The organism is Gordonia sp. SMJS1, assembly GCF_029866425.1.
GTDB lineage: Bacteria > Actinomycetota > Actinomycetes > Mycobacteriales > Mycobacteriaceae > Gordonia > Gordonia hongkongensis.
Genome location: NZ_CP123381.1, coordinates 4,142,421 through 4,155,864 on the forward strand (window position 1 = coordinate 4,142,421; position 13,444 = coordinate 4,155,864).

Below are 13,444 nucleotides of genomic sequence, written 5' to 3' on the forward strand. Positions count from 1 at the left end.
CGAGCGAAACGAACCCACCCCCCTGAGGTGCGAGCCCAACTACTGCTCCCTGAGGAGGCCGGAGCTTGCGGAGGCCGTCACGAAGGGTCCTGGTGAGTCGGGTTGCGAAGACCCGTGACGCGCCCTCCGCAAGCTCCGGGCGCAGGGACAGGGCGTTCTTTCGGATTAGGGAGCAGAAGAGGTCAGCGCTGCCTCACATTAGCGACCGCAGGCCCGGTTCGCTGTCGAACCGCGGGGGCGGGGCGGCGCGGAGGAATTCGTCGGTGGCCTGTCGGATACTGCCCGAGATGGCGTGTCCGACATGGCTACCGGAGTACCAGTGGACTTTCCCACCCCAGTGATTGTGTAGCTGCTGGGCGGCGGTCACGGAGGTCACCCGGTCGTTGAGCGCCGCGACCACCATGCGGCGTTCTGGTGTCGGAACCGGCTCCACGGACAGTGGGTTGATGACCGACGAGACCGCACGAACCGGCTCGCTCCGCATCAACGACGCGAGATGGCGCCCCTTGGACCCGCCGCGCTCCATGTGATGAGCCAGGGTGGCATGCATCTCCAGCATCGGCACGACGGCGAGCACCGAGCTGATACGGGGGTCCATCGAGGCGACCATCGCGGCGATCGGTCCGCCGAGCGACGTGCCCGCGATCGCGATGTCGGCGGGTTCCTGACTCTCGATCCACGTGATGAGCGAACGGATCTCGGCGATCGCCCGGATGGTGATGACGGTGTTGACCAGTGGATCGAACCCCGGATAGGCCACCTTCTCGACTCGCCGCGAGCCGTGGGCCGGAAGAACGGGGAAGACCACGTCGTAACCGAGCTTGTTGTACAGGTTGGCCGCGCGGAACGCGTAGAGATCGTCGGCCCGACCCTGAGCCGCCCCGTGGACCCAGATCAACCAGCGGCGACCGGCGCGTCGTCGTGACAGCACCCGCACCGAGGCGATCCCGTCGGCGTAGGGGTCGGCCGCGGCGATCGATTCCGGGAGCGGCACCGCCACCGAGTAGTCGATGTGGTCGAACGAGGTGGTCCCGAAGGTCTTCCGGTTGCGGGAGACGATGCCGGGTGGGCCGGGGTCGAGGTGGACTCGCGACGGACCGAGGGCAGCCAGTTCATCTGCGACACCGACACATCGGTCGACGCAGTCTTCCACGAAGTCGATCGGCGGGATGTCCCGGATCACCGAGTTGACCGCGATGAACAGCTCGTCGACGGCGGTCTCCCCGACCATCCGCGGACCGCAGTCCGCCGGCGGGACGCCCGTCGCGGGATCCCCGCGGCTGGCCGCACGCGAACTGCCGATCGCACGGGGCAGCACTTTCGCGAACAACCCCAGTCGTGCTGCTCCCGACTCCCAGTCGATCAACTCGCCTCCTGCGCCATCGCGGTACTGTTCTCGTCCTCGTCGGCGGTCGTCCGTCCGAGCGCATCGGCGGCCTCGGCGACCGCGTCGGCCACCCGCCGCAAGAAGCCGGCCGGGTCGGGCATCGACTCCGGTGTCGCGATGAGGCCCATGCTGAGCCTGCCGGCATAGCTGTAGGTGGTGAGGTTGACGTCGGCGGGTGCGATGGCCAGCGCGAACGAGATCCAGTCGACGACCTCGATGTCCCCGACCCACCGCGTGGTGCGCGGACCCGGCATGTTGGCGGTGGTGATGTTGTTCATCACCAGCGGCGCGCGATTCGCGGCCAGACCGCGGAAGGTCGGGCCGAGCCGTCCGGTGTAAGTGGCCAGCGCGTCGGTGAGATCGAAGCCGACCTCGCGCCGGCATCGAACAGTCGCCGCGCAGCTCTCACCGGTGGCCGCGATCCGCTCGATCGGGTCGGCCAGATCCGACCTGAGATAGGCCATCGCGGTGGCGATCTCGTTGCCGTGCACACGGGTGGAGGCCAGGTCCTTGCATACCCCGAAGATCGAGACCGACACTCCCGGCTCCTCGCCGCGAGCGATGAGTTCCGCCCGGATCGCACCGGCGATGACACCGTGCAGAGCCCCGTTCACGGTGTTTCCGGTGGCCAGCGCGAGTCGCTGGACGGCGGCGAGCGGGATGTCGCCGGACGCACACACGCGTTCGGCGCCGCTGCGGGCGTTGAAACTCGTCCGACGGACCGTCAGGGGTTTCGGGATGAGTTCGGCATCGCCGGCCCGGCGTTTCGCGACAACCGCACGCGCCAGTGCCGACGCTGCCGACGGCAGGCGACGAACCATACGCCAGGATTCCGAACGCGCTGCGCGCGTGAGCTCGTCGTCGTCGTGCTCGATGCGGGTCGCGCCGATCGGCGCCTGCTCGACCCGCTCATCCGGACCGGCGGTCGCGGCCATGAACGTGTTGAGTGCGGCGAGACCGTCGGCGACGGCGTGATGGACGCGGACGACGACCGCCTGCCGCCCACCGGCGAGACCGTGCACGAGGGTCAGTCCCCAGAGCGGCCGACTCCGATCGAGTTGCCGGACGGCGAGCTCGGACAGGATCGCGTCCAGCTCGGCACGTCCCCCCGGTGCGGCGGCGGAACGCTCGTCCAGGTGCCGGCGCACGTCGAAGTCGTTGTCGTGCACCCAGAAGGGACGGGCGCCGTGTCCGCGAGCCCACGCGAGCCGCTGGGTTGCGCGCGGGAACATACCGAGGTAGTCGGGCAGGACGTCGGCGATCTCGGTGAGATCGAGGGGCCGGCCACGACGGGAGGTGTCGAGCACCGCGACCTTCAGTGTGTGCATCGGGGTCGACGCCGATTCCATGTTCAGCATCAGCGCGTCGGGACCGGACATCCGTTCGGCGTCCAGAACTTCGGCGGAGCGGTCGATCTGCTTGACAGCGTGCATGATTCAGCTCACCTTTCGTTCGGTCGACGGGGCGGACGGGAGTTCGCGTTTGAGGATCTTGCCGGTGGCATTGCGCGGCAGTTCGTCGAGGAAGTGGACGTCGCGGGGGACCTTGAACCCGGCGAGCTGTTCTCGCACGTGCCGCTGGATGTCCTCGGCGCCGATCTCGGCCTCCGGTGCTCGCACCACATGGGCGACGAGACGCTGGCCGAACCTGTCGTCGTCGACCCCGGTCACCGCGACCTCGACCACCTCGTCGAGAGCCCCGACGACCAACTCGACCTCGAGGGGATACACGTTCTCCCCACCGGAGACGATCATCTCGTCGTCGCGGCCGACGACGAACAGCAGCCCGTTCTCGTCGAAGCGGCCGACATCGCCCGACACCATGTGTCCGTCGCTGAATGCCTTGGTGTCCGAGCTGGTGTAACCGTCGAACCCGGAGTTGTTCGCGACCACGATGCGCCCGACCTCGCCGACGGGGACCTCGCGGTCGTCGTCGTCCAGGATGCGAACACTCGTACCCGCGAGCGGCCGCCCGGCGGTCTCCGGCGCGGTGCGCAGATCGGTTGGGGTGGCGGTGGTGATGAGACCCGCCTCGGTGGCGTTGTAGCTGTTGTAGACCACGTCGCCGTACCGGTCCAGGAATGCGACGAGAGCGTCGGAGCGCATCCGCGATCCGCTCGCGGTGGCGAAGCGCAGTGTCGGCATCGGGTGGTCGTCGAGGACGTCGTCGGGGAGGTCCGTGATGCGTTCGAGCATCACCGGAACCACGGCGAGGCCGGTGGCCCCGTGGTCGCGGACCATGTCGAGCGTCGCCACGGGATCGAAGCGACGGCGCATGATCATCGTGCACGTCATCGTCGCCGCGATGGCCACCTGCCCGAAACCCCATGCGTGGAAGACCGGGGCCGCGATGACGATGGACTCGCCTGCGCGCCAGGGAATCCGGTCGAGCATCGCGGCGAGGGACGCCACGTCGGTGCTTCCGCCTCGGCGCGCACCCTTGGGCGTTCCGGTGGTTCCCGAGGTCAGCAACACGATCCGGCCGGCACGATCGGGCCGCGCGGGTCGCGCGCCGCGATTCGCGCCGATCAGTCCGTTGACGGTGACACCTTGCGACGACTCGTACTCCGTCCATGCACGGATGCGCCGCAGTTCCGGAAGTCGTTGCGCCGCGGCCTCGACGACGGTGTCGAACTCGTCGTCGGCGATGAGCACGTCTGCCTGTTCACGTTCGAGGACGTCGGCGAGCTGGGGTCCGGCGAACCCGGTGTTGAGGAGTACCGCGTCGGCACCGAGCCGGGACGTCGCGGCGAGCGCCTCGATGAGACCGCGGTGGTTGCGGCAAAGGATGGCGACGGTGCCGACGGTCGTGCCGGGTAGATCGCGCAGACCGACGGCGAGCGCGCCACAGCGGGCATCGAGCTCGCGCCAGGTGAGTTGTCCCACCTCGTCGATGAGGGCGAGTCCGCCGGGATCGCGCGCCGCGGCGAGGCCGATCCCGCTCACCGGCGAGGCACCGCCGTGCCGACGGAGGTTGAGCCCCATGCGGACATAGCGATCGACCCGAAGCGAACCGAGAAAGCCGCTGCGGACGAGGGTGCGAACGAGCCACATCTGTGTGGTGACGCGATCGCGGAGTTGCGAGATCATCGTCGTCTCCTGGTGATCAGCCGATGACCGGGAATCGGCGCTTGCGGGCGAGGTCGTCCAGTGCCTGCTGCATGCGTTTGCGGACCATCTGATCCACCTCGTCGTGTTCGGGGTTGTTGCCGAACTCGGCGGTGATGTCGATCGGGTCGAGGACCTCGGTGACCAGCTTCGACGGCAACGGGATGTTCGGCGGGAGGTGCGCGGTCAGACCGAACGGGAAGCCGAGCGCGAACGGAGCGGTGTCGGTGCGGATCAGCTTGTCGAGCCGCAGCACCCGGGCCAGCGTGTCACCGCGGTTGAGGAACAGCTGCGTCTCCTGGCCCCCGATGGTGACGATCGGGACGATCGGGACGCCCGCCTCGAGTGCGGTGCGGATGTACCCGGTCCGACCGTGGAAGTCGATCGTCGCGCTCTGGCTGCTCGGCCGCAACGCCTCCCACTCTCCGCCGGGGAACACGATGGTGGCCGCGCCGGACCGCAGGGCGGCGACCGCGTTCTTCGGGTGAGCCGGCAGGAACCCGACCTTTCCGAAGATCTGTTTGCCCGATCCGGTGAAGATGAGGTCGTGGGCCAGGGTGTACAACGGCCGGTCCGCCCCGAACTCGTCGGCGAAGGCCACGCTGATCACCGGGACGTCGAAGGCCATCAGACCGCCCGAGTGGTTGGACACGAGGAGGGCACCGCCGTCGGGCACCTTGTCCATGCCCCGGACCTCGGAGCGGAAGTAGGTCTTGGCCACGAGCTTGAGCACGGGCAGCACCCGCTTCACCCAGGTCTCGTCGCGTGCGGTGAGGTCGAAGGTCTCGGCACTCATCGGTCCATCTCCTGTGGGATCGATTTCGCGGTTCGCGCGGATCACCGCTGGATTGGTCGGAGCCAGATGTCCGACCGGGGTCGATGTCCTCGGAACCGCAAAATGAGAACACGTTCTAGTGGTTAAATTAGAACACGTTCTACTTTGCGTCGCCACACTTCGTTACCCATGCCACAACTGACTGATCGGTAGCCTTATGGACTTCATACTGGAGGACATCTCCGAAGCGGAGGTCGCGCGTCGCCGCGCGGTCTACACCCCTCTCACCGACACCGTCCGGGACCTCGTCGACGCGGTGATCCGCACCGAGGTCGCCGAGGAGGACCTCGACGAAGCGCGCCGACGGATCGCCGACGTGGTGGCCGATTTGCGGAGAAGCCAGATGGACGGGGCCTTCGGGGTGCGACACACCCGCGAGAACACCGGGATGGCCTGGGGAAATGCGGTCATCGGCGTGCGCAATGCGCTCGCGCCACCGCTCGACGTGGTGCATGTCGCCGACGGGGTCCGCAGTGAGTTCACGCTGGGAGCGGCCTACGAGGGGCCGCCCGGTCAGGTGCACGGCGGGGTGTGCGCGATGGTCCTCGATCACGTCCTCGGCAATGCGGCCAGTGTCGAGGGGCCGTGCTACACCGGCACCCTCACTGTCCGGTACGGGCGACCGACGCCCCTGGGCGCACTGGTCGCGCAGGCGTCGGTGACCGAGCACAGCGGACGCAAACGCATCGTCCGCGGCACGATCTCCGACGCCGACGGGGTCACCTGCGACGCCGAAGGGGTGTTCATCGTGCCGCGCTCCGCGGTCGACGTCCCGTCGGTGCGCTGGTCGGCGGGCTGATGCGAGCCGCGGTGACCGCCCCCGGAGAGTCCGGCCCCGGAGAGTTCGGGCCAGGAGAGTTCGGCCCAGGCGGATTCGTTGTCGAGCATCGTCCGGATCCGACGCCTGGACCCGGCGAACTCGTTCTGCGGGTCGCGGCGAACGGGATCTGCGGTTCCGACCTGTCGATCGCGCCGCTGCTCCCGGCCGGCACGATCATGGGCCACGAGTTCGCCGGCGAGGTCGTCGGCATCGGGCCCGCGGACCCGGACGTCCCCCACGCCTTCCGGGTCGGCGACGCCGTGGCCGCCATGCCGGTCATCGGGTGCCATCGGTGCCGCGCCTGTCTCACCGGTGACGTCGCCCGCTGCCCGTCTGCGCGCACCCTCGGACTCGGCGTCCTACCCGGCGGACTCGCCGAGTTCGCGGTGGTCGGTGCCGCCGAGAGTGTCCTGCTCGACGACATCGACCCGGTCGACGGCGCGCTGGTCGAGCCGCTGGCGGTGGGTCTGCACGCCGTCACCCGCGCGTCCGTCCGGCCCGGCGACCGGGTGCTGGTCCTCGGCGCCGGTCCCGTCGGCCTCGCGGCGTTGCACTGGCTCTCCCGCGGCGTGGCCACCGAACTCGTGTGTTCGGACCCGTCGCCGGGCAGGCGCGCGGCCGCACTCGATCTCGGCGCGTCCGCGGTGTGCGCTCCGGACGAACTCCCCGCCCAGGTCGAATCGGGCTTCGACGTGGTCGTCGAGTGCGTGGGCAAGCCGGGGATGATCGCGTCCGCCCTCGACGCGGTCGCGACCCACGGCACAGTGGTCATCGCGGGCGTCTGCTTGAGCCCGGACACGTTCATGCCGGTGGCCGGAGTCGTCAAGGAGATCACCATGCACTTCGTCTCCTACTACACCAAGCGCGAGTTCGACACCGCCGCAGCGGAGTTGAACAAGGGCGCGATCGGGTCGTCGACGCTGGTCAGCGGGATCGTGGGGCTCGACGAGACCGATCGCGTCGTCCGCGAGCTCTCGGCGCCCAACGACCACCGCAAGGTGCTGATCGCGCCCGGGGTGTCCACGGTCGGCTGATCGGCACTCGCGGCCGCCCGCGCAACCGGCGTACGGTCACTCGGGTGAACAGTGCCGTCCCCGAAGCCCCCGAGCCGTTCAGCACCGACGAGGCGCGGCAGGTGCGCGCGATCTCTGCCGAGCTGGGCCTGCCGGGCATCGTCGACGTCCACACCCACTTCATGCCGCGACCGGTGATGGACAAGGTGTGGGCCTATTTCGATTCCGTCGGGCCGTTGGTCGGACGGGAGTGGCCGATCACCTACCGCGCCGACGAGGACGTCCGCGTCGCCACCCTGCGCGACTTCGGGGTGCGGGCCTACTCGTCCCTGGTCTATCCACACAAACCGAACATGGCCGAGTGGCTGAACGGCTGGGCGCACGACTTCGCCGCCAACCACGACGACTGCCTGCACACGGCGACGTTCTATCCCGAGGAGTCCGCCCACACCTACGTCTCCCGCGCCATCCAAGCCGGCACGCAGGTCTTCAAATGCCACATCCAGGTCGGCGACTTCGCCCCGACGGATTCGCTGCTCGACGGGGTGTGGTCGCAGATCGCCGACTCCCAGGTTCCGGTCATCATCCACTGCGGTTCCGGGCCCGCCCCGGGGACGTACACCGGACCCGACCCCATCCGCGAACTGCTGCACCGGTTTCCATCGTTGCCACTGATCGTCGCGCACATGGGGATGCCCGAGTACACCGCGTTCCTCGACCTCGCGTTGGAGTACCCCAACGTGCGCCTGGACACCACGATGGCGTTCACCGACTTCGCCGAAGAGGACGCCCCGTTCCCGTCGGACTACCTGCCGCGACTGGCCGACGCCGGCGACAAGATCCTGTTCGGCAGCGACTTCCCGAACATCCCCTACGGCTACACCCACGCCCTCGAGGCGATCATCCGCCTCGACCTCGGGGCCGAGTGGCTCCGAGACGTGTTCTACCGCAACGGCTCCAGACTCTTCGGGATCGGCTGACCGGGGCGAGCGCCTACAGCACCTGGGACAGGAAGGCCCGCAGCCGATCCGACGTCGCGTCGTCGAAGACCTGTTCCGGACGCCCGGTCTCCACGACCGCACCGTGATCCATGAACAGCACGTTGTCGGAGACGTTGCGCGCGAAGCCCATCTCGTGGGTGACGACCACCATGGTCATCCCCTCGCTGGCGAGGTCGGCCATGAGCGCGAGGATCCCCTTGACCAGTTCCGGGTCGAGCGCGGAGGTCGCCTCGTCGAAGAACATGACCTCGGGGGTCATGGCGAGCGCACGGGCGATGGCCACCCGCTGCTGCTGGCCGCCGGACAGGCGTGCCGGGCGCACATCGGCCTTGTTGGTCAGCCCGACGATCTCGAGCTGACGGAGCGCGACCTCGCGGGCCTCGTCCTTGCTCAGCCCCTTCAACTTGCGCGGTCCGAGCGCGACGTTGTCGACGACGCTCTTGTGCGGGAACAGGTTGAAGTGCTGGAACACCATGCCGATCCGGCGTCGGAGTTCGTCCGGGTTGTCCTTCAGGACCGACCGGCCGTCGAGCAGGATGTCGCCCTGGTCGGGTTCGTGCAGCCGGTTCAGCACTCGCAGGAGAGTGGACTTGCCCGAGCCCGACGGTCCGATGACCGTCGTCGTGGTGCCGGCGTCGACCTGGATGTCGACGCCCCGCAACACGTGGTGCTTGCCGAAGGACAGGTGCAGGTCGGTGCCGGTGAGCGAGACGGCCGTCCGGGTGGCGGTCGCACTCGGCGTCCGGGAGCCCGGCGTCTGGGAGCCCTCGGTGTCGGTCTCGGACTTGTTGAGATCAGGCATGGACCTATCCCTTCTCGACGACGGTCGGGGGCAGCGGGTCGTCCTGGACGTCGGTGGGACGTCCGGTGCGCAGGCGCCGGTCGATGTAGTTGACCAGGTGCGTCAGCGGGATCGTGAGGATCAGGTACATGATTCCCGCGGCGACGAGGGGCGAGAGGTTGCCCGTCTGCGCGTTCAGGTCGCGGCCGACCGCGAACAGCTCCCGCTGGCTGGCCAACAACCCGAGGAAGTACACCAGCGAGCTGTCCTTGATCAGGCTGATGAACTGGTTCATCAGCGCCGGGAGCACCCGCCGCACGCCCTGCGGCACCACCACCAGACGCATCGACTGCCGATAGCTGAACCCGATGGCCCGCGAGGCCTCGAGTTGCCCGTCGTCGACGCTCTGGATTCCGGACCGGAAGATCTCGCCGATGTAGGCCGCGGCGAGCAGGGCCAGGGCGACCGCCCCGAGCCAGTACGGGTTGTTGCCGGTGATGCCCTTGACCACCGGGCCCACACCGAGTCCGACGATCAGGATGACAACGACGGCGGGCAGTCCGCGGAAGATGTCGGTGTACACACGCGCCGGCCAGCGCAACCACCGCGACCGGGAGATGCCGCAGAGCGCCAGGATCATGCCCAGGATGGTGCCGAGCACCCCGGACACCACGGACAGGATCAAGGTGTTCACGAGCCCGGTCTTGATCAGCTCCGGGAACGACTCCTTGTAGAGATCCCAGTTGAAGAAGGTGTCGCCGAGCTGTTCCAGGGTGCTCTTGGGCGCGGTCTCCTCGGCCGGGCCCGCCTTCTCCGCGTTCTCGGCGGCGATGGCGGCGATGTCGGGGAGTTCGGGCGCGGGCGCGGCCTTGCTGCCCGGCTTCCACCCCTCGGGTAGCTCGCGCGGCACCCAGTCGACGTAGAGGTCGGCATACGTGCCGTCGGCGATGATGGCGTCGAGTCCCGAGTTCAGGGCCTCGGTGAGCCGCGGCTTGTTCTTGCCGACGGCCCACGCGACGAAGTTGTTGACGCTGAAGGTGTTCTCGACGATCGCGGTGCCGTCGCCCTCTCGGACCGCACCCTCCGCCTGCTGCGACGGGGCGACCCAGGCGTCGACCTGACCGCTCCGGAGGTTGGCGTAGGCGGTGGCGTAGTCCGGGAACTTCACCGGGTCGAGGCCCAGGGTGTTGACGACGTAGTCGTCCTGGACGGTGCCCTGGACCACGGCGATGCGCGTCGAGTCGGAGAGGTCGTCGAAGCCCTCGATCGCCCCGTCGGTCGGCGCCACGAGTGAGAAGTAGCCGAAGTCGTAGCCGTTGGTGAAGTCGACGGTCTTGCGCCGGTCGTCGGTGGTGGTGATCGACGACGACCCGACGTCGAAGCGGTTGTTGGCCACCTGGGAAAGCAGGCCGGCGAACTCGGTGCCGTAGAACTCGATCTGCAGACCCAGCTTCGCGGCGACGGCCTTGAGGAGTTCGTTGTCGAAGCCGGTGAAGTCGCCCGCGCCGTTGACGCAGATGCTCGGTCCGGCGTCCGACAGCGTGCCGACGGAGATCTTGCCGGGCGACAGCAACTCGAGACGACTCACATCGATCTGGTCGAGCGGCGTGGTGGACTCGGTGGTGTAGCGGTCCTCACCGCCCTGATCGGCTGCGGCGAGGTTGACCGGCGCGGCCGAGGCCGACGCGAGTCCAGCGGGCGCACAGCTGTCGGCGGGAGCCGCCTGGGCTCGTGGCGCAGGTCCGCCGAGGATGGTCAGCAGGCCGACGATGGCGACCGTCAGTGCCAGCGCGACGACGCGCACGGCGCGCGGCGCGGCCCGTCGGGCGCGATGGGATCGGTGGTTGGACACCATGTCGACACTATCCCCACGCGCAGGAGGTGTCCCAAATTTTTGCTCGCCGGTGGGTTTAACCCGGTTGAGCTGGGGATCGTCGTCGTCACGGGGCGCCTGCGAGGCGCGCTGCGGAGGCCACCGTCGGCCTGGCCATCTCGCGCCGATCATCGGGGACACTTGCGTGGGGTCGACGCCGATACTTCTCTATCGGAATTTGCCAATTGCTTGTCGGAAAACGATTCGCGTGCTACCAATGATACAGGGATTCGGGATTTGTAACATCATTTCTTCACCGCGCCAGAAATCAACCCCCTCTTGATCATCTGGCACCCATCCCGCTATCCCACAGGCCGCCGACGTGCGCCTTTGTTGCGGCCTGCGTCCACTGTCGAATTCGAAGTGAAAGCGGGAAATATCATGCTGTCTGCAATCTTCTACGCAATCGAGGCTTTCGACAATCTGTTGTGGGACTTCGCGGAAACGATCGTCACCGGCAGTGACGAAGCCGCCGGCTCGTAGGCTCCACCACCTCAGGACGAGTTCAGCAGTAGGTATCGCCTCGCGATACCTACTGCTGAACCTGTGTGGGACTCCTCAGCCCCGAGCGGCAATCCGCGCCTGGACCTCGGGGCGCCGGAGCGGGGGCACCGTCTTCGGCGGCTGACGACGCTCGGGCAAGACGTCGAGCAGCGTGCGGGTAGCCGCGGTGACGGCGACCACCGCGGCCTCGAAGGCCTCCGCATTCGCCGGCGACGGATGCCGCACGCCGCTCACCTTGCGCACGTACTGCCGTGCGGCCGCCTCGATCTCGTCCTCGGTGGCCGGCGGTTCGAGCCCGCGGAGTTCGGTGATGTTGCGGCACATGGCAGATCCCCTCGATGACGGATGCGCTGGGCGGAAGGCGATGCGACGTCGCAACCGGGCCGACCCGCCGAGGGCCTACTCGCCGATCTTGACGACCGCTTTCCCCAGAATCCGCCCTTCGGCGAGATCGGTCAACGCTTCCGGCAGCTGATCGAGCGTGTAGGTGACGTTGACCTGAGGTTCCATCCCGTCGGCGATCATCTGCGTCAGCTCTTCATGCAGCTTCGCGGGCAGATTCAGTTCCGGATGGGTGCGCACGTACTCGCCCCACGCGGCCCCGACGACGGCGATGTTGCGGAACAGGACTCGATTGAGTTTGACGGTCGGGATGCCACCGGCCGCGAAGCCCACCACGACGTAGCGGCCATCGGGGGCGACCTGACGGAGCGCCTCGTCGAACACCTCGCCGCCCGCCGGGTCGATCATCACGTCGACGCCCTTGGGGACGATCTCCTTGAGCTTGGTACCCCAGCCCTCCTCGAGCTGGACGATCTCGTCGGCCCCGGCGCTGCGCAGCAGGTCCTCGGCACCCTTCCGGTGGACGATGGCGATGACCTTCGCGCCCATCGCCTTGGCGACCATGATCGACGCGGTCCCGACGCCGCCGGCGGCGCCGAGCACGCCGACCACCTCACCGGGCTGGGTGTGCGCGCGGGTCTTCAGCGCGAACAAGGCGGTCTGGTAGTTGATGCCCATGGCCGAGCCCTGCTCGAAGGTCAGGCCTTCGGGAAGCGGCAGGAGCTGTTCGGGCGCGGCCGCGACCTGTTCGGCGAATCCGCCGACGATCGACGCCACGAGCACCTTGTCCCCGACCTTCACCGACGCCCCGTCGGGAGCCGAGCGCACCACGCCGGCGACCTCGGTGCCCGGCGTGAACGGCGTCGGCACGCGCAGCTGGTACTTGCCCTGACTCATCAGCACGTCGGGGAAGCACACGCCGCACGACTTCACGTCGACGACGACCTGGCCGTCGGCCGGGGTGGGATCGGGAACGTCCTGCAACTCGAGTCCGGACGGGCCTGTCTCTGCGGTGAGTACCTGAGCTTTCATACGGCTCACCCTACGCGGCGACCGTCACACACCCGATAGGATCTGATGCCATGTCACAACCTGCGGCACAGTCGCCGAACGCACCCTCCCCCGACCGCCTCCGCGTCGCGGACGAGGCACCCGGATTCATGCCGCTCGACGAGGCCCAGACGCTCTTCGAGATCGCCGGAGAATATCTGTCCCAACCTGATTCGACGAAGGTCGGCGTGGAGATCGGTACCTACTGCGGGAAATCTACCGTCTTCCTGGGATCGGCCGGCGAAGCGAACGACGCCGTCATCGTGACCGTCGACCATCACCGCGGTTCCGAGGAACACCAGCCCGGTTGGGAGTACCACGACGAATCCCTCGTCGACGCACACACCGGGACGCTCGACACCTCGGCACGCTTCCGCCGCACCATGTTCGACGCCAGGCTCGACAACACCGTCGTCGGGTTGCTCGCCCCGTCGGCCGTCGCCGCTAAGGTCTGGGGCCGACCGGCGGATTTCGTCTTCATCGACGGCGGCCACAGCATGGAGGCGGCGCAGACCGACCTCGACGGCTGGGCGCCGTGGGTGCGCATCGGCGGGGCCCTGCTCATCCACGACGTCTTCCCCGACCCCGCCGACGGCGGCCGCCCGCCGTACGAGATCTACTGCCAGGCACTGGAAACCGGACAGTTCACCGAGGTGCGGGCGGAGGGATCGCTGCGTGTCCTCCGCCGCGACTCGGGCGAGGTGGGCGCACCGCTACCGCGGAAGGCCTGA

At 68.2% G+C, this 13,444-nt stretch carries 12 protein-coding genes; 4 read left to right on the top strand and 8 right to left on the bottom strand.

Translation table 11 applies throughout. The features are described from left to right. Positions 1 to 193: 193 nt before the first annotated feature. From QAD21_RS18815 to QAD21_RS18830, 4 genes are read right to left on the bottom strand one after another with little or no spacing between them, the layout of a single operon-like run. The gene (locus QAD21_RS18815; RefSeq protein WP_280359990.1) at positions 194 to 1,366 is read right to left on the bottom strand and encodes an alpha/beta hydrolase family protein; all 1,173 of its coding nucleotides are present in this window, start codon (positions 1,364 to 1,366) and stop codon (positions 194 to 196) included. Beyond that, positions 1,363 to 2,820 carry a wax ester/triacylglycerol synthase domain-containing protein gene (locus tag QAD21_RS18820; RefSeq protein ID WP_280359991.1) on the bottom strand — a complete coding sequence of 486 codons (1,458 nt, stop codon included), beginning with the start codon at positions 2,818 to 2,820 and terminating at the stop codon, positions 1,363 to 1,365. The genes QAD21_RS18815 and QAD21_RS18820 overlap by 4 nt, the downstream gene beginning before the upstream one ends. Before the next feature lie 3 nt (positions 2,821 to 2,823). After that, the gene (locus tag QAD21_RS18825; RefSeq protein ID WP_280359993.1) at positions 2,824 to 4,476 is read right to left on the bottom strand and encodes an AMP-binding protein; all 1,653 of its coding nucleotides are present in this window, start codon (positions 4,474 to 4,476) and stop codon (positions 2,824 to 2,826) included. 16 nt (positions 4,477 to 4,492) lie between these two features. Then, entirely contained in the window at positions 4,493 to 5,290 is a 798-nt protein-coding gene (locus tag QAD21_RS18830) for a lysophospholipid acyltransferase family protein (RefSeq protein WP_280359995.1), read from the bottom strand. Between the two features lie 196 nt (positions 5,291 to 5,486). Between QAD21_RS18830 and QAD21_RS18835 the strand changes: the two genes are divergently transcribed. Genes QAD21_RS18835 through QAD21_RS18845 form a run of 3 tightly spaced genes read left to right on the top strand, consistent with a single transcriptional unit; the run spans position 5,487 to position 8,142 of the window. Next, positions 5,487 to 6,128 (top strand): PaaI family thioesterase, encoded by a 642-nt coding sequence (locus tag QAD21_RS18835; protein WP_280359996.1) that lies wholly within the window; start codon positions 5,487 to 5,489, stop codon positions 6,126 to 6,128. Next, a complete protein-coding gene (locus QAD21_RS18840; RefSeq protein ID WP_068971160.1) occupies positions 6,128 to 7,183 on the top strand; it encodes an alcohol dehydrogenase catalytic domain-containing protein in 1,056 nt (351 codons plus the stop codon). The genes QAD21_RS18835 and QAD21_RS18840 overlap by 1 nt, the downstream gene beginning before the upstream one ends. 44 nt (positions 7,184 to 7,227) lie before the next feature. Beyond that, positions 7,228 to 8,142: an amidohydrolase family protein gene (locus tag QAD21_RS18845; RefSeq protein ID WP_058252415.1), complete on the top strand. Its 915-nt coding sequence runs from the start codon at positions 7,228 to 7,230 to the stop codon at positions 8,140 to 8,142. Positions 8,143 to 8,155: 13 nt separating this feature from the next. Here QAD21_RS18845 and QAD21_RS18850 read toward each other — a convergent pair whose 3' ends face one another. From QAD21_RS18850 to QAD21_RS18865, 4 genes are all read right to left on the bottom strand, one after another. Then, entirely contained in the window at positions 8,156 to 8,965 is an 810-nt protein-coding gene (locus QAD21_RS18850) for an amino acid ABC transporter ATP-binding protein (RefSeq protein WP_068971161.1), read from the bottom strand. A gap of 4 nt (positions 8,966 to 8,969) precedes the next feature. Beyond that, the gene (locus tag QAD21_RS18855; protein ID WP_280359999.1) at positions 8,970 to 10,799 is read right to left on the bottom strand and encodes an ABC transporter substrate-binding protein/permease; all 1,830 of its coding nucleotides are present in this window, start codon (positions 10,797 to 10,799) and stop codon (positions 8,970 to 8,972) included. Positions 10,800 to 11,375: 576 nt separating this feature from the next. Continuing rightward, positions 11,376 to 11,645, bottom strand: a complete 270-nt coding sequence (locus QAD21_RS18860; RefSeq protein WP_058252418.1) for a DUF2277 domain-containing protein — start codon at positions 11,643 to 11,645, stop codon at positions 11,376 to 11,378. Between the two features lie 75 nt (positions 11,646 to 11,720). Next, entirely contained in the window at positions 11,721 to 12,695 is a 975-nt protein-coding gene (locus tag QAD21_RS18865) for an NADPH:quinone oxidoreductase family protein (protein ID WP_277242992.1), read from the bottom strand. Positions 12,696 to 12,745: 50 nt separating this feature from the next. Here QAD21_RS18865 and QAD21_RS18870 point away from each other — a divergent pair, with 50 nt between their 5' ends. Beyond that, on the top strand, positions 12,746 to 13,444 hold the full coding sequence (locus QAD21_RS18870; protein WP_211538271.1) for a class I SAM-dependent methyltransferase: 699 nt from the start codon (positions 12,746 to 12,748) through the stop codon (positions 13,442 to 13,444).

What these genes read in the sequence shown, in the direction of transcription:
- QAD21_RS18860 (WP_058252418.1), bottom strand. Translation starts at nt 11,645, where the DNA reads ATGTGCCGCAACATCACCGAACTCCGCGGGCTCGAACCGCCGGCCACC.
- QAD21_RS18835 (WP_280359996.1), top strand. Translation starts at nt 5,487, where the DNA reads ATGGACTTCATACTGGAGGACATCTCCGAAGCGGAGGTCGCGCGTCGC.
- QAD21_RS18865 (WP_277242992.1), bottom strand. Translation starts at nt 12,695, where the DNA reads ATGAAAGCTCAGGTACTCACCGCAGAGACAGGCCCGTCCGGACTCGAG.
- QAD21_RS18830 (WP_280359995.1), bottom strand. Translation starts at nt 5,290, where the DNA reads ATGAGTGCCGAGACCTTCGACCTCACCGCACGCGACGAGACCTGGGTG.
- QAD21_RS18855 (WP_280359999.1), bottom strand. Translation starts at nt 10,799, where the DNA reads ATGGTGTCCAACCACCGATCCCATCGCGCCCGACGGGCCGCGCCGCGC.
- QAD21_RS18870 (WP_211538271.1), top strand. Translation starts at nt 12,746, where the DNA reads ATGTCACAACCTGCGGCACAGTCGCCGAACGCACCCTCCCCCGACCGC.
- QAD21_RS18850 (WP_068971161.1), bottom strand. Translation starts at nt 8,965, where the DNA reads ATGCCTGATCTCAACAAGTCCGAGACCGACACCGAGGGCTCCCAGACG.
- QAD21_RS18825 (WP_280359993.1), bottom strand. Translation starts at nt 4,476, where the DNA reads ATGATCTCGCAACTCCGCGATCGCGTCACCACACAGATGTGGCTCGTT.
- QAD21_RS18840 (WP_068971160.1), top strand. Translation starts at nt 6,128, where the DNA reads ATGCGAGCCGCGGTGACCGCCCCCGGAGAGTCCGGCCCCGGAGAGTTC.
- QAD21_RS18820 (WP_280359991.1), bottom strand. Translation starts at nt 2,820, where the DNA reads ATGCACGCTGTCAAGCAGATCGACCGCTCCGCCGAAGTTCTGGACGCC.